The organism is Mariniradius saccharolyticus AK6, assembly GCF_000330725.2.
In the GTDB taxonomy this organism is placed as follows: domain Bacteria; phylum Bacteroidota; class Bacteroidia; order Cytophagales; family Cyclobacteriaceae; genus Mariniradius; species Mariniradius saccharolyticus.
Map to the genome: position 1 here is coordinate 82,099 of NZ_AMZY02000023.1, position 18,491 is coordinate 100,589.

Below are 18,491 nucleotides of genomic sequence, written 5' to 3' on the forward strand. Positions count from 1 at the left end.
TATTTAGTCGCCAATTTTTGTCTTGGCCCATTGTGCTATCCTTTCTACTTGCTCCCCAAATTCGAGAAAACTGGTATCGAGCTCGAGGGCATCTTCTGCCTTTCTCAGTGGACTTTCGGCCCTCGTGGTATCGATGCGGTCACGCTCTGAGAGATTCTCGATGATGCTTTCCAAATCGACCATTTCGCCCTTTTCCAAGAGCTCCCTCTGCCTGCGTTCGGCACGAATCTGCAAATCGGCAGTCATGAACACCTTTAGCTGTGCATCTGGGAAGACCACCGTCCCGATATCCCTGCCATCCATGACGACGGCCTTTTTTTTTCCCATACGCTGCTGCTGAGCCACAAGTTCGGTTCGGACTTCCTTGATCTTACTGACTTCGCTTACCTTTTCCGAGACGCGCATGGATCTGATTTCGTCCTCCACGTTAATGCCATTGAGATAAGTCTCTTGTTTGCCATTATCGGGATTGGGATGAAATGAAATCTCAAGGTTTGAGAGATACTTAGATACTTCCTTGGGATTTTCCAGGGAAACGTGGTTGTTCAAAAAATGAAGGGTCGCTGCGCGATACATCGCCCCGGAGTCTATATAGGTATAGCCCAGCATTTTGGCAACTGCCTTGGCAGTGGAGCTTTTACCGCAACCCGAGTATCCGTCAATCGCAACCACAATTTTTTGCATTGAATAGTGGGGACCTTACAAATCCAAAATTTCGGGCAAATATAGGGATAAAAGGGGATACTGGAAGTGTATTCGGAAAATTAGAAACGAACCGCAGTATATCAGATCCAAGCGCCAAAAAGTCGGTGCCGAATTTTTGTTTCATCAAGCAAAATGTCGAAAGCAGCTATAGAAAAAAGCGTAAATAGAATCAAATCCTCTGGCTTTTGACGAAGATGTGGTAGTTTTACCTGAAGCCAATTTTGTCCCATAGGCCTGCATTTTCAGTAGCCTTCGTACAAATACCCAACATCATGCAAACCTTCAGCCTCCAAGGACAGCTCGTCGATATTCCCAATCGCAGGATTTATGCCGCAGAAATCAAGGTGGAAAACGGCTCCATCCGTGCGATTGAACCTATTGCTGATGACAAAAGTCTTCCTTTTGTAATGCCCGGATTTATCGATGCCCACGTCCATGTCGAGTCGTCGATGTTGGTCCCTTCCGAATTTGCAAGGCTCGCCGTCGTACATGGCACAGTCGCAACGGTCTCAGACCCCCACGAGATCGCCAATGTCTGCGGGATGGAAGGTGTGGAATTCATGATCGAAAATGGAAAACAGGTCCCCTTCCACTTTTACTTTGGAGCGCCATCCTGCGTCCCTGCCACGCCGTTTGAGACTGCCGGGGCGGAAATCACCGCAAACGACATCGATGATTTGTTGGGCAGGGAAGAAATCTGCTACCTGGCGGAAATGATGAACTGGCCGGGAACCGTCAACCGTGACCCCGAAGTGATGGAAAAGATCCGCATTGCCCAAAAACACGGCAAACCTATTGATGGACATGCGCCGGGACTGATGGGGGATTTGGCTACGAAATATATTTCGGCTGGCATCACCACCGACCACGAATGCTTTACCTATGAGGAAGCCTTGGGGAAAATCAAACTGGGCATGAAGATCATCATCCGGGAAGGGTCGGCTGCAAAAAACTTCGAGGCGCTGATCGACTTGATGGATCAATATGCCGAATTCCTGATGTTTTGCTCGGACGACAAGCACCCGGACAACCTGGCTTTGGGACACATCAATCAACTGGCGGCAAGGGCCGTGGCGAAAGGAAAAGATTTATTTGATATCCTGACTGCCACTTGTCTCACCCCGATATGGCATTATGGACTCAAAGTCGGCCAACTGCGTGTCAACGATCCGGCCGACTTCATCCTTGTCGAAAACCTTGAGCAATTCAAAGTGCTCCAAGCCTACATCAAAGGTCAGCTTGTCGCCGAAAACGGCATCAGCCTGATCAAATCGGTCCCCGTCTCGGCAATCAACAATTTCCACCTGGAAAAAAAGAAACCCACAGATTTTCAGATCAGGGCAAAAGGATCCAAAATCAGAGTCATTGAAGCCTTGGACGGGCAATTGGTTACGCCAGAGAAAATGACGGAGGTCAAGGTACTTGATGGCCTTGCAGTCAGTGAGCCAGACCGAGACATCCTCAAAATCGCCGTCGTCAACCGCTACGAGAATTCCATTCCTGCCCTCGCATTTATCACCAACTTTGGGCTGAAATCCGGTGCGATTGCTTCCTCGGTCGGACATGATTCGCACAATATCATCGTGGTGGGCGTCGACGACGAATCGATCTGTAGGGCTGTAAATCTTCTGGTGGCGACAAAAGGCGGTATCTCTGCGGTAAACGGGGAAAAGGAAATGGTCTTGCCCCTGCCCGTCGGAGGAATTATGTCCGACTGGGATGGCTATGAGGTAGCCGGGAAGTACACCGCTTTGGACAAATTTGCCAAAAGCCTCGGTTCTAGGCTCCAATCGCCATTTATGACGCTCAGCTTTATGGCCTTGCTGGTGATTCCTGAACTCAAACTGAGCGATAAGGGCCTTTTTGATGGGAAGAATTTTAGGTTTGTGGATGTTTTTGCTGAATAAGTGCTGCACCCCTCCTTAATAAAACGCATCCTCAAAATGCCTGAAGTTCACATTGCCGTTTCGGTCTTTGTAGACACCGACGATATCAAATCGGATATCCTTGTGCCAGTCTTTTTCATGGATATAGTGGTCGGCAGCCTTGACCAATAGCTTTCTTTTGGTCGCGTCGACAAACTCCTCCGCATACCCAAATCCCGTGCCGCTGCGGAACTTCACCTCCACAAAAACCAACAGACCGCGGAATCTGAACACCAAGTCAATCTCGGCATGCCCGTGCCGGTAATTTTCATCGAGAAATTCGTAACCCTTTGAAGTCAGCCATTCCTTGGCCATTTGTTCCGTTTCCTTACCGATTTGGTTGTGTTCCGCCATGGTTATTTTGGTTACTTTTGAGCTTCAAATACCCCATTCAGTCTCGCCCAAAAGAACCAATCAGGGATTTCGGGCGTTTCCAAATGGCATTACTTTATAACTGTGAATCAAGTTATCAATAAAAAAGTAAAATTTATAGACTTAGGTCAAAAAGACTACAAGGAAACCTGGGATTTTCAGGAAGCGCTTTTTGCAAAAACCGTCGCGACCAAGATCCAAAACCGGAGTTTGTCACCAACGGAACAAAAGGCGACCGAAAATTTCCTGCTTTTTGTCACACATCCGCACGTCTATACACTTGGGAAGAGCGGGGAACTCTCCCATCTATTGTTGGACGAAAAAGGATTGGAGGAGAAAAATGCCACATTTTATAAAATCAACCGCGGTGGGGATATCACCTACCACGGTCCCGGGCAGCTAGTCGGCTATCCTATTTTGGATTTGGAAAATTTCTTTACAGATATCCACAAATACCTACGTCTGCTCGAAGAGGCGATAATCCTGACATTGGCCGAGTACGGCATAGAGGCAGGCCGAATTGAGGGTTTGACAGGTGTATGGTTGGACCATGTTGCGCAGAAGAACCCAAGGAAGATATGCGCCATGGGTGTCAAATCCAGCCGATGGGTGACGATGCATGGCTTTGCATTCAATGTCAATGCCGATATCGCCTATTTCAACAACATCGTCCCCTGCGGCATTCCCGACAAGGCAGTGACCTCCATGCACCTGGAACTGGGCAAGAAAATCGACGAGGACGAAGTCAAGGGAAAAGTCAAAAGACACCTTGCTGCGTTGTTCGGAATGGAGATTGAATCACCAAAGCCTTGAAATTTCAAATGACGGATGTAATGTCTACAGTTGAACAAAATCCGCCTTTTTTCACGAAGTCTCATATCTAACGTCTATTGTCTCAAGTCTAAAAAATGAAAAAAGACATTGAATTCCACCCCGTTGCTGGGGTCAAATTGGCAATCGCCAAGGAAGTAATCGAGGGTCAAACAGAGTGGGCAGTCTATATCATCAACCACAACTTGATCGAACTCAATACCGTGATGATCACTTCCAAGGGCTATGGTTTTATCGGCGGAGAGCAAAGGAAAACCTCCGTACTTCGCCATATGATCAAGGAATTGGGGCCGCAATCCATCGCCAAGATCGAGCCGATTGACCCAGCGCTGTTTGCACTTCACAATGAATTTTGGGTGAGCTACTACATCCTGGACCAAATTTTTGACAAGAAATTCATTTTTACAGAGGGCAGCATGAACCCTGCCAACATCAGCTTTATACCGGATTTGGGTTTGGAAGGGGTGCTGCACAGGTAAAACTATTCATTTTTGTTTCATCAACGAAAACACCTATCTTAAGGGAAGAAATGAGCTTGCGCAGCATCCATATATACCTTGAGATATGAATAAATTTCTACCAGAATGGAAAGACATCCTCTTTTTGGATATTGAGACTGCTTCTTTGGAAGCGGATTTTGGGCAATTGCCTGAGCGCCTACAGGAAGAATGGACCAAAAAGGAAAAACATATCCTGGGACCCGAGTCCGAACACCAAGCAGGGGATTTATTCTTCCAGAAAGCCGGCATCTATGCCGAATTCGGAAAAGTGATCTGTATCGGTGTGGGCTATTTCCATATCGACCCCAACTCAGACAAAGTCGAATTCAGGACCAAGAGCTTTAGCGAAGACAGCGAACAGGAAACATTGGCAGGATTTGCAGCTTTGTTGTCCAAGAAGAAATGGACACTCTGCGCCCACAACGGCAAGGAGTTTGACTTTCCCTACCTCTGCCGCCGGCTGCTTGTCAACAAGATCCCCCTGCCCGAACCCCTTCAGATCGCAGGCAAAAAGCCCTGGGAAATTCGGCATTTGGATACCATGGAGCTGTGGCGCTTTGGGGACTATAAGCACTATACGCGGCTCGAACTGCTGGCAGCGATCTTCGACATACCGACCTCCAAGGAAGGAATCGACGGCAGCCAAGTCAATGAAACCTATTATCTCAAAGGCGATGTAGAGACGATACGGAAGTATTGCCTGCGGGACGTATGGGTAACGGCGCAGATTTACCTCGCCATGCAAGCCTACCAAAATGTGTCGGAACTGGTATGGGTCGATACGGATAAGCAGGAGGAATGAGGCTTTCCAAACCGGAATTCGAGTTTGGACCAATGGCTGAATACTGGGTAAATGAACTTTTCTGCCCAAAATTTAATTACAGATTAAGTTATTGGAAGCCGTATCAGGATGCCCATGGTTTTTCTTAACTTTATCAAAAATCCTTAAAGTGATGAAAGAAAACACAGCCGAGGAGATCAAAAATCGCATCAGCCACAGACTGGAAAAGTGGAGTGAAAAGGATTTGGCTACGTTGGAGTCGATAATCAATGCGTTGGAAAAGGAGCATTCCAATATCGAAAACATCATGTCATTCAGGGGTTTTTTAAAGGACATGGATGAGGATTTTAAGCTAGATCTTACGACAAGACTGCCGCAAATACGACTTGAAGGATCAAAGAACAGTTGAATTTGGAAAAGGCGATTTTGGACACAGACACGTTGTTGAATTTTTTCGATGATGATGAGAACACATCGCAAGCGGTAGCGCTTTACATTTCCGCACATCGTCGCCTCACAATCGCGGAACTGACAATTTTTGAGATTCTCCGTGGTTTGTATTATCGCAATGCCACAAAAAGGATCGAAAAATTCGATGATTTCCTTTCCAAGTGCGAGATTTTACCAGCCTCGAGAGAATCCATCAAAATTTCCTCGAGGATTTATGCGGAACTCAAGCGCAAAGGAATTTCAATAGGCGAGGTTGATATCCTCATCGCAGGCATCGCGATCCAACACAATTTAGAATTGATTACAAACAACTTGGGCCATTTCAGACATATCGAAGGCCTGCAAACAAACAATTGGAAATAAACTACTATGGGTAGAAAATCAGACAGAGGCGGTAAAAAAGGAAAACAAGGAGGGAAAGTGGTGGATACCGCCCAATTGGCCAGAAAAATCATGAGCTTCCTCGACAACCATTTTGGACAGGAGTTCAACGCCAAACAAATCATCAAAAAACTCGAAATTCGGGATTCAGTCGCCAAAGGTGCCGTCGAACCGACGATGCACAAGCTGGCCGCGGCAGGGTCCATTTCAAAAAGTCCGAGGAACTATTTTGCCTCGATCAAAGAACCTGAGTTTATCGAAGGCGAAGTGGACTATGTCAACCCGCGGTTTGCCTTTATCAAGCCCGACCCGAAGCATGGCATCGAGGAGGATATCATGATCAAGGAAGCCGATCTCAAGCATGCGCTTGATGGCGACCGGGTCAGAATCATGGTGTATCCGACCAAAGGTTCTAGCGGAAGAATCGAAGGTAAAGTCCTGGAAATCGTCAGCCGTGTCCGCGATGAATTTGTAGGCAGGGTGGAAATTTCCCCTCGCTATGCCTTTGTAGTCCCGGATTTCAAGAAAATGCACCACGACATTTTTGTCCATCGGGGCGATTTGAAGGGTGCCGAACACAACCAAAAAGTCGTCGTCAAGCTCAGCGAATGGCGGGAGGATGACAAAAACCCAACGGGTAAAGTCATCCGTGTTTTGGGAAAAGCAGGCGAGCACGAAGTCGAGATCCACTCCATCATGGCTGAGTTTGGTCTGCCTTTTGAGTACCCCAGCGGTCCAGAGGAAGAAGCAAATGCCATCCCGGAAGCCATCCCGCAGCAGGAAATCCAAAGCCGTCGCGATATGCGGGATGTCCCCACGTTCACCATTGACCCCGTGGATGCGAAGGACTTCGACGATGCGATCTCCTATCAGGTCCTGCCCAATGGCAATTATGAAATCGGCGTGCACATTGCCGACGTCACCTACTATGTCAAGCCCAAGACCCAATTGGAGAAAGAGGCCTTTGATCGGGCGACCTCGGTGTATTTGGTAGACAGGACAATCCCGATGCTGCCAGAAAGGCTAAGCAACGGACTTTGCTCCCTGCGTCCCAACGAGGACAAGTTGACCTTTTCCTGCGTGTTTGAAATGGACGAAAATGCGGACGTGGTCAAGCATTGGATTGGCCGGACGGTGACCCATTCAAATCGCCGGTTTGCCTATGAAGAAGGCCAAGAGAATATCGACAACCAAAGCGGTGATTTTTACCAAGAACTCACCATTCTCAACGATCTAGCCAAAAAACTCCGCAAACGCAGGTTTGATAAGGGTGCGGTTAACTTTGAGACCGTGGAAGTCAAATTCAAATTGGATGAAAAGGGAAAGCCCCTGGGCCTGATGGTCAAGGAGAGAAAAGACATCCACAAGCTCATTGAGGAATTTATGCTGTTGGCCAACCGGACCGTGGCGGAATTTATCTACAATAAGGATAAAGGCAAGGATACCTTCGTGTACCGTATCCACGATTTCCCGGATCTGCAGCGTTTGGAGACTTTCGCGACCTTTGCCAAAAAATTCGGGCATGACCTCAAAATCTCCGAGGGAGCCAAGATTTCCAAGGCACTCAACCAACTGATGGATGAAATCGTCGGCAAACCCGAGCAAAACGTCCTCGAGCAACTGGCGATCCGCAGCATGGCGAAGGCTAAGTACACCACCGAGGCTAAAGGGCACTTTGGACTTGCGTTTGCGCATTACACCCATTTCACCTCTCCCATCAGAAGGTATCCCGACATGATGGTGCACCGACTTTTGCAGCATTATCTGGACAATGGAAAATCGCCCGACCCGGATCCATGGGAGGAAAAATGCGTGCATTCCTCAGAACGGGAAAAACGAGCCGCAGACGCCGAACGCGCCTCCATCAAGTACAAGCAAGTCGAATACATGTCATTGGCCGAAGAGAAAGACTATGATGGCATCGTCAGCGGTGTGACCGAATGGGGCGTGTATGTGGAAATCACCGAAACCAAATGCGAAGGACTGGTCCGTGTGGCCGACATGAATGACGATTACTACGATTTCGATGAAAAAAACATGCGCCTGATTGGCTCCAAAACCAAAAAAATGATCACTTTGGGCGACAAAGTATCCGTCCGGGTAGTTAACACGGATATTGATAGAAGAACCATAGACCTGGAATTTGCAGATAATGGACCCAAACAAAGAAAGCGTAGATAAGATCCTCGGGGATTTCGAAAAACATATCCAAACTTATCAGTACGGACAATCACCCATAGAGCTTTACGAGCCGATATCCTACATCATGAACCTGGGTGGCAAGCGCATCCGCCCACTGTTGACGCTGTTGGCTTATTCACTTTATCGTGATGACTACGAAAAAATCCTCACACCGGCGGCGGCTGTGGAGGTTTTCCACAACTTCACGCTGATGCACGACGACATCATGGACAATGCCCCGCTGCGACGAGGAAAGGCTACCGTTCATGAAAAATGGAATCCAAACATTGCCATTCTATCGGGCGATGTCATGCTGGTGAAAGCTTATGATATGCTGTTGGAAGTGGAGAAAGAAAAGCTCCCAAGTGTCATGCGACTCTTTAACAAAACCGCTGCGGAAGTCTGCGAAGGGCAACAGCACGACATGAACTTTGAAAGCCGGGATTCGGTCTCTGAGGAAGCCTACATCGATATGATTAGGTTGAAAACCGCAGTTTTGCTGGGATTTGCGCTGCAATATGGCGCAATCCTCGCAGGTGCACCCGATGCAGATGCCGGCCGACTCTATGAATTTGGCGTCAACATTGGAATCGGTTTTCAGCTCAAAGACGATCTGCTTGACGTATATGCGGATCAGGCGAAATTTGGCAAACAGGTCGGTGGAGACATTATTTCCAACAAGAAGACCTTTTTGCTGATCAAAGCAAAAGAACTCGCTACCGGAGAAAAGCAAGAAGATTTGAAAAGGTGGATCGATGCGAAGGAATTTGACAAGGAAAAAAAAGTCGCGGCGGTAACCAAAATCTATGATGCTTTGGGTATCCGTGAACTTACGGAAGCCAAAATGCATCAATACTTTGAAAAAGGATTTGGCCAATTCTCCAGCCTTCAAGTACCGAATCCAAAGATGAAGGCACTTTTGCTTCAACTGACCCAGGACCTGGCCAATCGGGAAAAATAGCATCTTATGGATTTATCGGCTACCATTGTCCTGATCATTTTCACCGCATTGACTTCCTATCTCGCGTGGCAACGCCCTGCCATGATGGAACGGTGGATGTTCATTCCCAAGAAAATCCACCAATCCAATCAGTGGGACAGGTTTGTACTTTCAGGTCTAATCCACAAGGATTCCACGCACTTGTTTTTCAACATGTTTACGCTCTATTTCTTTGGCGGGATCATCGAGCGGTTTTTCTTGTACCAATTTGGACCGAGCTTGGGAATACTCGGGTTTCTTGGGTTTTTCTTTGGTGCCGTCGTGATGGCAGATATCCCAACCTATTTCAAGCACCGGGAGCACGGATATTACCGGGCATTGGGCGCATCAGGCGGCGTGGCGGCGACTGTCTTTGGTAGCATCTTGCTAATGCCACTCTCTGACATCTGCCTATTCGGGATTATTTGCCTTCCCGGTTTTGCATTGGGAGGCCTGTTTTTGATCTATTCGATCGTGCAGTCGAAAAAAGGAAACGATGGCATCAACCATGACGCGCACTTGTTTGGGGCGCTTTTTGGGATTGTGGCGATTTTGATTTTGGCACCCCAAACGGCGCTCCAGTTTGTGGAGCAAATAAAAAACTTCAGGCTTTTTTGACCTGAAGTTTCTTCCATTGAGCGGCTTCCAATAATTTATTTGTCTTTTTGGAGCTGTCTGATATTCTTGTCGGTCACGGCACGCAGCATCGTGTTCCAGCGGTCTTTCCCTCTTTCCTCGGAAAAAACATCCGGACCAGGAACTCCGACCCGCATTCCAAGAATTCTTTCCGCTGTTTTTCCGGTTCCCGAAATATTGAAATACAAATCAATGGCATTGATGCTGTTGGTAAACCTCGAAAGCTTGTCAATGGCCTTCCTTATTTGAGCCTGCACACCGTCGGGCAGATCCACCTGCGGGGCTTGCACATCTATTTTGATTCCTTTGTAATTTTCCGTGTAATTCATAGTACAATACTTTTAGGTTACTTTGGTCAAACGATAATGAAAATGTTTTTAAATATAGTTCCGATTTGATTTTCTCAATTGAATATTCTCCAAATAAATGTTAAAAGAGTCATTTTAAAAATATGACAAATGTCGAATTTGAGTTTCCCAATATCCATATTGAGATTGGTAAGGTTATGGGATTGGCCCAATTTTAATTCGCAGAAACTCATTGGAACAATAAATCCCCGATCCTGCGACCGGGGATTTTTCTATTTTTTGGAAATCGGCTGACTCAGGTCATTGATATCCAAGAGCTTCGAAATTTGATTTTTCTCGATATCCCTGAACTTGGCCAATTGGACGTCGATCTGTCTTGTGATTTCGACCCTCACCGCCTCGGCGCCATCGGTTGGACGCCATTCGCCCGTCCCGACAATCACATTCAAATGCGCCAACTTATTGTTGAGCCTGATAGGGAAATTCAGCGGATCTTGACCGCTTCGGTTTTGGGTTTGGTAAAGCTCCTGTTCGATCGCGGTAATGCTCTTGACGATAGGTTCGATCCGACGCCTTTGTCCCGGCTTTTCGGTCGCAAGCGCATTCAGTTTATCCCGATACTGACGGATGGAAATGATGGCCTCATGCGTCTCGGTCAATTTGTCCCGGACCTGCAACAAGAAATCGTATTGGGCCTGTAGGTCTTCTTGGCTTGCCTCATACCTCAAGTCTGGTAACACTTTGAAGCTTTGTTGTTCGTACTTTCCGTCTACAGTAAGTTTCACTATGTATTCCCCCGGCACGACTTTCGGTCCCCTAAGCGGACCTGACCACATGATCATTCCTTCAAAGCCCTTTGCGTCCGGTACTCTCAGGTTCCAGTTAAATTCATTAGCGCCAAGCTTGTATTTCAAAGTGTCCTTTTCGATGCCTTTGGAGGAAAACTCCCGGATGAGATTACCTGCCTTGTCGAGAAACTCGATCCGCAGCTCTTCCTTGGCGGAATCTTGCAAATGAAAATACACCAAAACTCCGCCCGGTCGATTGGTTCCTGCAGTTTTGGATTCTCTCTTCACGCCGTCGATACGGTAAGAGTCCTGTGGCTTATAGAGGTGGAAAGGCTTTGCGGCAATCTGGTCATTCAACTGATGGATAACTGTCAAGTCGTCGATGATCCAAAAACTCCTGCCCTGTGTGGCGGCGATAAGGTTGTTTTGTTTGATTGCCAAATCCGTGATCGGCACGATCGGCAGATTCAACTGGAAGGGTTTCCAATCTGCCCCGTCATTGAAGGAAATGTACATGCCAGTCTCCGTCCCTGCATAAAGAATCCCTCTTTTCACAGGATCAGCGCGCACTACCCTTGTGAAATGCTGGGCGTCGATTCCCCTGACGATTTTTGTCCAAGTCTTTCCGTAATCGGTGGTCTTGAATAGATAAGGTGCAAAATCCCCATTTTTGTAGGCAGTCGCTGCAAAGTATAATCCTCCTGCCTCAAATGGATGACCTTCCATGCTATTCACTTGCGTCCATTCAGGCAAGTCCTTTGGTGTGACATTTTCCCAAGTTTTTCCATTGTCTTTGGACACGTGCACTAGACCATCGTCGGAACCGGCCCAGAGAACTCCCTGCTGTACCGGTGATTCGGTCGCCGCAAAAATCGTGGAATAGTATTCGACGGAAGTGTTGTCTTTTGTAATCGGTCCTCCAGAAGGTCCTAGCTTGTCCTTTGCATTTCTAGTCAAATCAGGGCTAAAGGTCTCCCATGACTGGCCTCCATTCGTAGATCTGTGGAACTGATTGGAGGTGGTATACAGGACTTTCGGATTGTGTGGCGAGAAAAAGATCGGGAAGTTCCATTGAAACCTATACTTCATTCCCTCAGCACCGTGACCCATGGGGTTGTCGGGATATACGTTTACGTTGCGCGCGGCACCGGTTCGGTGGTTGAGCATTTGGAGAAGTCCACCATAGTTGCCCCCATAGACGATATCATTGTCCAAAGGATCCACGGCCAGCCATCCTGACTCGCTGCCGGCACTTTCTTCCCAATCTTCTTCCGTGATTCCACTCCCTTCATTGCGATGGCTGATGCGGAGGGTTGAATTGTCCTGCTGTGCTCCATAGATTCTGTAGGGAAAATGGTTGTCAGTCGTCACGCGGTAAAACTGCGCCGTGGGTTGGTTAAAATAAGTAGTCCACGATATCCCCCCATCAAAAGAAACCTGTGCGCCACCATCGTCGGCCATGACCATGCGCATGTTGTCATTTGGATCTATCCAAAGGTCGTGGTGGTCACCGTGGGGGGCATTGGCGCTTTTGAAGGTTTTGCCGCCATCTGTGGATTTGTGATAGCTGACATTAAGGACGTAAACAGTACTGTCATTTTTGGTGTCAGCATAAATTCTGCTATAGTACCAAGCCCGCTGCCTGAGGTTTCGGTCATCGTTGGTTTTTTCCCAAGTGGCACCGCCGTCATCCGAACGAAATACGCCACCGTCCAAGTTCTCAATGATTGCCCAAATACGGTTGGAATTGACTGGGGAGATCGTGACGCCGATAATTCCCAAAAGACCGGATGGCAAGCCTTTGTTTGTGGAAATATCAGTCCAATTCTCGCCACCATCCGTGCTTTTAAACATTTTGGAACCTGGGCCGCCGCTTTCCAAACTATACGGCGTGCGTTTGACCTCCCAAGTAGTCGCAAACATCACAAGCGGATTTTTCGGATCTATCACCAAATCCACGGCACCTGCTGTCGGGCTTACGAAAAGCGTTTTGTCCCAAGTCTTTCCCCCATCGACTGACTTATACACGCCCCTCATTTCGGTAGGCTTGAAAATATCCCCCAGAACGGCGGCATACACAATATCAGGATTTGTCGGATGAATGCGGATTCTTGAAACAAATCGTGTCTCTTCCATTCCCAAATGGATCCAGGTTTTTCCGGCATCGGCACTTTTCCAGAAACCATATCCGTAGGAAACATTGCCCCTGACTGTCTTCTCACCGCCACCGACATATAGGATGTTTGGATCGGAATCCGAAACGGCAACGGCACCAATGGAACCTCCGAAAAATCCATCCGAAACGTTCTCCCAAGTTTTGCCGCCATCGGTTGTTTTCCAGACTCCGCCTCCCGTAGCGCCGAAATAGAAGGTGTTTTTTTCAGAGGCCACACCGACTGCGGTGGCAGACCGTCCCCCCCTGTGTGGACCGATTGAACGCCATTGGACAGCGTCGTAGAGTTTCTCATCATATGATTGCCCTTGGGTTTCATATTGAAATCCAAATGCCAACAAAAATCCTATGAGCAGGATATTTCTAAAGGTTTTATACATAGCAGATTTTCGAGTTAAGTGGACTTCAATTTAGTCCAAGAGATAATGATTCCCATAAAAAAAATTACTGTTGGCGAAAAAATAACCAAATCGGCCGCGATTACCTAGTTATCGCGGCTTGGGTACCCAAATTCTACAATTCTTCAAATCAACTGACACAAAAAAGAAAAGGCCTCCCGTTGGGGAAGCCTTTTTACTTTTTTTAGCGAATGCTAATTATGCTTCAGATGGCAGTACGCTGATGTAAGATTTGCCATCATATTTTTTCTTGAAAGCCACCTTGCCATCAACCAAAGCAAAAAGCGTGTGATCTTTTCCGATCCCAACGTTTTCTCCCGGGTGGTGCTTTGTACCTCGTTGTCTTACAATGATATTACCGGCAACTACATCCTGTCCACCGAATATCTTTACGCCAAGTCTTTTGGAATGTGATTCTCTACCGTTCTTGGAACTACCTACACCTTTTTTGTGAGCCATAGTATTATTCGTTTATGATTTCCTGTGAAACCTTAGATTGTGATGTTTTCGATCAAAATTTTGGTGAACTGCTGTCTGTGACCGTTTTTCTTCTTGTAACCTTTTCTCCTTTTCTTTTTGAAGACGATTACTTTGTCACCTTTTACGTGATCCAGGATTTTCCCGGATACCTTGGCACCTGCGATAGTTGGTGCCCCTATTGATACAGTGCCATTGTCGTCTGCCAACAATACCTGATCAAATTCCACGGACGCGCCAGCTTCACCTTGCATTTTTGGTGCATAGAGTTGCTGATCTTTTGTTACTTTGAACTGCGTTCCAGCGATGTTTACAATTGCGTACATATATAAATGAGATGCATTAGGAAATTGAGGTGCAAATATAACAATTGTTTGGTGAAATCAAAAACCAGTTTCGCAAGTAAATTCAGTCCTGCAATCCGTCAAGCCAAACCGGCGCTATCCTCTTGTTTTATAATCAGGTCGACAAAGCCAGCCCACGAAATTACCCAAGGAAAATGAGGAATTTCCAAGGCTACCGCATGCGATTGAGGATGAAATCACATCATGAGCAAAACAAATTATCGAATTGACCAATGTTCAAAAATATAAATCGAAAATATCGCTGAAAAAAAGTTTTCTAACCTCAAAAAAAAATTTATACCTGATTTAGAGCATTTTTGATTTAAGTTAAACTTTATTTAAATATACTTAATATACTTAAATACAGATTTTTATAAAATATTTGACCATGGGTCAAAAAACGAATCATTTCGCACAATTTGCAGTTTTATTTCTGGTATTTGTTGACCATATTTGTACGAGGCTGTTCTGAAAAAGACGGCCTTTTCTTTCCAGTACTTACCAGAGAATGTTAGAGACCTTTTGATTCGAAAAATCAAAGATTTACCAAACAAGTAAAAGCAATGCAACACGTAGAACCTATTCTCCAAGAAAACAAAGACAGATTTGTTTTATTCCCAATCCAGCACGATGACATATGGAAATTTTATAAGAAGGCAGAGGCGAGTTTCTGGACGGCTGAAGAGATAGACCTGAGCCAGGATTTGCGTGACTGGAAAAACCTCAACGACGGAGAGCGTCACTTCATTTCCCATGTATTGGCGTTTTTTGCTGCTAGCGATGGGATCGTAAATGAAAACCTCGCAGAACACTTTGTGGCAGAGGTACAATATACAGAGGCTAAATTCTTTTATGGATTCCAAATAGCCATGGAAAACATCCATTCCGAAACCTACAGCCTCTTGATCGATACCTATATCAAAGACGCTGTGGAAAGGGATAGGCTACTCCACGCTATAGAGCACATCGACTGCATCAAAAAGAAGGCAGAGTGGGCTTTGAGGTGGATTGACAACGGGAACTTCCAAGAGAGATTGATTGCATTTGCTGCGGTAGAGGGTATTTTTTTCTCTGGCTCTTTCTGCTCGATTTTCTGGCTGAAGAAGCGGGGCCTCATGCCGGGATTGACTTTCTCGAACGAGCTAATTTCCAGGGACGAGGGGTTGCACTGTGACTTTGCTTGCCATCTATACACCAAGCACGTCGTCAACCACTTGCCAAAAGAAACTGTCACTCGAATCATCATGGATGCGGTGGCAATCGAAAAGGAATTTGTGACGGACGCACTGCCTGTGAAGCTTATTGGTATGAATTCTGACTTGATGTGCCAGTATATTGAGTTCGTTGCTGACAGACTTTTGGTCGAACTAGACTGTGCTAAGGTATGGAACTCCACCAATCCGTTTGATTTTATGGATATGATTTCACTGCAAGGGAAAACCAACTTCTTCGAAAAACGAGTGGGTGACTATCAGAAAGCTGGAGTGATGAAATCAAAAGAAACTGTAGAAGTCAACCGATTCAGCATCGGCGAAGACTTCTAATTTATAACCACCAAAACCAACCCAAAATCTTCAATCATGCTAGTAATAAAAAGAGACGGACGCCGGGAATCGGTAAGATTTGACAAGATCACGACTAGGATCGAAAACCTTTGCTATGGCTTGGATTCACGATACATCCATCCCATTGAAGTTGCAAAAAAGGTCATCGACGGCCTTTATGACGGAGTAACGACCTCCGAATTGGATAACTTGGCGGCTGAGGTTTGCGCGTCCTTGACCGTGAAACACCCGGATTATGCAGTGTTGGCGGCACGCATCGCTATTTCCAATCTCCATAAGACAACATCACAGTCCTTTTCAAATACCATGAAGAGGATGTATACCTACATTAACCCAAAAACGGGGGAAAATGCGGCATTGATCGCCCCCGACGTTTATGGAGTAGTGAAAAACCACGCAGCCAAATTGGATGAGGCAATCGATTACACAAGGGATTTTGACTACGATTACTTTGGATTCAAAACCTTGGAAAAAAGTTACCTGATCAAATTGGATGGCAAAGTGGTCGAGCGTCCACAGCACATGCTGATGCGCGTCGCAGTAGGCATCCACAAAGAGGATATTGATTCTGCTATAGAAACCTACCATTTGCTCTCCCAAAAATGGTTTACGCACGCCACCCCAACGCTCTTCAATGCAGGGACTCCCAAGGCACAATTGTCGTCCTGCTTCTTGTTAACGATGAAAGATGACAGCATCGATGGCATTTATGACACCTTGAAGCAGTGCGCCAAGATTTCACAATCCGCCGGCGGCATAGGGCTTTCTATCCACAATATCCGGGCAAAAGGAAGCTATATCCGAGGAACAAATGGAGTTTCAAACGGTATCGTTCCAATGCTCAGAAATTTTGACATGACTGCTCGCTACGTGGACCAAGGAGGCGGCAAGAGAAAGGGAAGCTTTGCTATTTACCTAGAGCCATGGCATGCGGACGTTAAGGATTTTCTTGAATTGAAAAGAAACCACGGGAAAGAAGAAATGCGGGCTAGAGATCTGTTCTATGCCATGTGGATCCCAGACTTATTCATGAAACGGGTGGAGCAAAATGACGAATGGTCGCTGTTTTGTCCAAATGAAGCTCCGGGATTGGCAGATTGCCATGGGGAAGAATTTGAAAGGCTGTATGAAAAATATGAGAAGGAAGGCCGGGCGAGGGAAGTAGTAAAAGCCCAAGAACTTTGGTTTGAGATTTTGGAATCCCAAATCGAGACTGGAACACCATACATGCTTTATAAGGACTCGGCCAACAAGAAGTCCAACCAACAGAATCTCGGAACAATCAAGTCTTCTAACCTCTGTACCGAAATTATTGAATACACAGCCCCTGATGAAGTGGCGGTTTGTAACCTCGCTTCAATCGCATTGCCAAAGTTTGTTACTGAAGGCCCAGACGGCAAGTTGTTCTTTGATCACAATAAGTTGTATGAGATAACGAAAGTTGCGACTCGAAACCTCAACAAAGTAATCGATATCAACTACTATCCTGTCGAAGAAGCCCGCAGGTCTAACTTCAGGCATAGGCCAATTGGGCTAGGCGTGCAAGGTTTGGCAGACGCGTTTATCATGTTGAGAATGCCGTTTGATTCAGCTGAGGCAAAAGGATTGAACGAGGATATTTTTGAGACGATCTACTACGCTGCGGTCGAAACATCCATGGAATTGGCCAAGACACAAGGTTCCTACGAGACCTTTGAAGGCTCACCAGCATCCAAGGGAATCCTTCAATTTGATATGTGGGGGGTAACTCCAAAGTCTGGCAGATGGAATTGGGATGAACTGAAAGTGAATGTTATTCAGCATGGCTTGAGAAATTCACTTCTTGTCGCTCCAATGCCTACAGCATCCACGTCCCAGATTCTTGGTAACAACGAATGTTTCGAACCATATACTTCCAACATCTATACGAGACGTACGCTTTCGGGAGAGTTTATTGTCGTCAATAAGCATTTGATGAAGGATTTGATCAAACTGGGGCTTTGGAACGACACGATGAAAAACCGTCTGATCGCTGCAAATGGATCTGTTCAAAACATACCCGGAATCCCGCAAAATATCAAAGACATCTACAAGACTGTTTGGGAGCTATCCCAAAGGGTAATCATCGACATGGCTGCTGATAGAGGGGCATATATCTGTCAATCCCAAAGTATGAACGTATTCATGCAGGATCCAAACTTTGGTAAACTAACATCCATGCATTTTTATGCTTGGAAAAAAGGGCTGAAGACAGGAATGTATTATTTGAGATCCCAGGCTGCTGCAGCTGCGATCCAGTTTACAGTAGACAAATCAGCATTGGAGCCCGATAAAACTATTGTGGCTCAAACACCAACGATGGATTTGACCAAATCCCAAAAACAGGGTGCGATAGCTTGCTCATTGGACAATCCTGAAGATTGTGAAATGTGTGGGAGTTAATTAATCGCTACAATACTGGATTTACAAAAAATCGCTTGACGCTCTCAAGCGATTTTTTGTTTAGTGAGCGGATGCTGAATCGCCTATCACCTGCGCCCTGACTTTTAAGAAAGATAGTCTTCCGCCCAAGCTTTTCAATTTTGCAAACCATTTCCATACAATTAAGAATCCGTACACAACTCGCTTCGATTTGAAAGACTGATAGCTCCTGGAATAATCCGTTTCTCAAGCGATTTTGACGGAGGCCTAAAAAGCAAAAAGCCAGCAGAGATTGCT

General features: G+C 46.3%; 18 protein-coding genes. 11 read left to right on the forward strand and 7 right to left on the reverse strand.

The window, feature by feature from the left end:
• Positions 1 to 3 precede the first annotated feature (3 nt).
• Positions 4 to 684 (reverse strand): (d)CMP kinase, encoded by a 681-nt coding sequence (cmk, locus tag C943_RS20180; RefSeq protein WP_040481554.1) that lies wholly within the window; start codon positions 682 to 684, stop codon positions 4 to 6.
• Positions 685 to 977: 293 nt separating this feature from the next.
• Here cmk and ade point away from each other — a divergent pair, with 293 nt between their 5' ends.
• The gene (gene ade, locus C943_RS20190) at positions 978 to 2,612 is read left to right on the forward strand and encodes an adenine deaminase (RefSeq protein WP_008631647.1); all 1,635 of its coding nucleotides are present in this window, start codon (positions 978 to 980) and stop codon (positions 2,610 to 2,612) included.
• Between the two features lie 15 nt (positions 2,613 to 2,627).
• Here ade and C943_RS20195 read toward each other — a convergent pair whose 3' ends face one another.
• Complete coding sequence (locus C943_RS20195) at positions 2,628 to 2,984, reverse strand: YraN family protein (protein WP_008631650.1); 357 nt, start codon at positions 2,982 to 2,984, stop codon at positions 2,628 to 2,630.
• A gap of 102 nt (positions 2,985 to 3,086) precedes the next feature.
• Here C943_RS20195 and lipB point away from each other — a divergent pair, with 102 nt between their 5' ends.
• The 8 genes from lipB to C943_RS20235 all read left to right on the forward strand — a co-directional run bounded on the left by lipB (position 3,087) and on the right by C943_RS20235 (position 9,723).
• Positions 3,087 to 3,815 (forward strand): lipoyl(octanoyl) transferase LipB, encoded by a 729-nt coding sequence (gene lipB / locus C943_RS20200; RefSeq protein WP_008631652.1) that lies wholly within the window; start codon positions 3,087 to 3,089, stop codon positions 3,813 to 3,815.
• 95 nt (positions 3,816 to 3,910) lie between these two features.
• Positions 3,911 to 4,312 carry a hypothetical protein gene (locus C943_RS20205; protein WP_008631661.1) on the forward strand — a complete coding sequence of 134 codons (402 nt, stop codon included), beginning with the start codon at positions 3,911 to 3,913 and terminating at the stop codon, positions 4,310 to 4,312.
• Between the two features lie 85 nt (positions 4,313 to 4,397).
• Positions 4,398 to 5,135: a 3'-5' exonuclease gene (locus C943_RS20210; RefSeq protein WP_008631663.1), complete on the forward strand. Its 738-nt coding sequence runs from the start codon at positions 4,398 to 4,400 to the stop codon at positions 5,133 to 5,135.
• Between the two features lie 151 nt (positions 5,136 to 5,286).
• Positions 5,287 to 5,523, forward strand: a complete 237-nt coding sequence (locus C943_RS20215) for a hypothetical protein (RefSeq protein ID WP_008631667.1) — start codon at positions 5,287 to 5,289, stop codon at positions 5,521 to 5,523.
• 2 nt (positions 5,524 to 5,525) lie between these two features.
• Positions 5,526 to 5,927 carry a type II toxin-antitoxin system VapC family toxin gene (locus C943_RS20220; protein ID WP_040481582.1) on the forward strand — a complete coding sequence of 134 codons (402 nt, stop codon included), beginning with the start codon at positions 5,526 to 5,528 and terminating at the stop codon, positions 5,925 to 5,927.
• Between the two features lie 6 nt (positions 5,928 to 5,933).
• Positions 5,934 to 8,126 (forward strand): ribonuclease R, encoded by a 2,193-nt coding sequence (gene rnr / locus C943_RS20225; protein WP_008631671.1) that lies wholly within the window; start codon positions 5,934 to 5,936, stop codon positions 8,124 to 8,126.
• Positions 8,098 to 9,087, forward strand: a complete 990-nt coding sequence (locus tag C943_RS20230; protein ID WP_008631672.1) for a polyprenyl synthetase family protein — start codon at positions 8,098 to 8,100, stop codon at positions 9,085 to 9,087. Before rnr ends, C943_RS20230 begins: the two co-directional genes overlap by 29 nt.
• A 6-nt stretch (positions 9,088 to 9,093) precedes the next feature.
• A complete protein-coding gene (locus tag C943_RS20235) occupies positions 9,094 to 9,723 on the forward strand; it encodes a rhomboid family intramembrane serine protease (protein WP_008631674.1) in 630 nt (209 codons plus the stop codon).
• A gap of 35 nt (positions 9,724 to 9,758) precedes the next feature.
• On the opposite strand, the gene C943_RS20240 is transcribed toward C943_RS20235, so the two are convergent.
• The 4 genes from C943_RS20240 to rplU all read right to left on the reverse strand — a co-directional run bounded on the left by C943_RS20240 (position 9,759) and on the right by rplU (position 14,211).
• Positions 9,759 to 10,070, reverse strand: a complete 312-nt coding sequence (locus tag C943_RS20240; protein ID WP_008631677.1) for an HPF/RaiA family ribosome-associated protein — start codon at positions 10,068 to 10,070, stop codon at positions 9,759 to 9,761.
• A gap of 251 nt (positions 10,071 to 10,321) precedes the next feature.
• Complete coding sequence (locus C943_RS20245; RefSeq protein ID WP_008631679.1) at positions 10,322 to 13,390, reverse strand: WD40/YVTN/BNR-like repeat-containing protein; 3,069 nt, start codon at positions 13,388 to 13,390, stop codon at positions 10,322 to 10,324.
• Positions 13,391 to 13,606: 216 nt separating this feature from the next.
• Positions 13,607 to 13,867 (reverse strand): 50S ribosomal protein L27, encoded by a 261-nt coding sequence (rpmA, locus tag C943_RS20250; RefSeq protein ID WP_040481560.1) that lies wholly within the window; start codon positions 13,865 to 13,867, stop codon positions 13,607 to 13,609.
• Positions 13,868 to 13,899: 32 nt separating this feature from the next.
• Positions 13,900 to 14,211 carry a 50S ribosomal protein L21 gene (gene rplU, locus C943_RS20255; RefSeq protein WP_008631698.1) on the reverse strand — a complete coding sequence of 104 codons (312 nt, stop codon included), beginning with the start codon at positions 14,209 to 14,211 and terminating at the stop codon, positions 13,900 to 13,902.
• Between the two features lie 581 nt (positions 14,212 to 14,792).
• Here rplU and C943_RS20260 point away from each other — a divergent pair.
• The gene (locus tag C943_RS20260) at positions 14,793 to 15,773 is read left to right on the forward strand and encodes a ribonucleotide-diphosphate reductase subunit beta (RefSeq protein WP_008631700.1); all 981 of its coding nucleotides are present in this window, start codon (positions 14,793 to 14,795) and stop codon (positions 15,771 to 15,773) included.
• Between the two features lie 36 nt (positions 15,774 to 15,809).
• Positions 15,810 to 18,215 carry a ribonucleoside-diphosphate reductase subunit alpha gene (locus tag C943_RS20265; protein WP_008631701.1) on the forward strand — a complete coding sequence of 802 codons (2,406 nt, stop codon included), beginning with the start codon at positions 15,810 to 15,812 and terminating at the stop codon, positions 18,213 to 18,215.
• A gap of 7 nt (positions 18,216 to 18,222) precedes the next feature.
• Here the strand turns inward: C943_RS20265 and C943_RS22430 are convergent.
• Positions 18,223 to 18,491, reverse strand: a 269-nt coding sequence (locus C943_RS22430) for a hypothetical protein (protein WP_211208904.1), incomplete at its 5' end; no start/stop codon positions are given.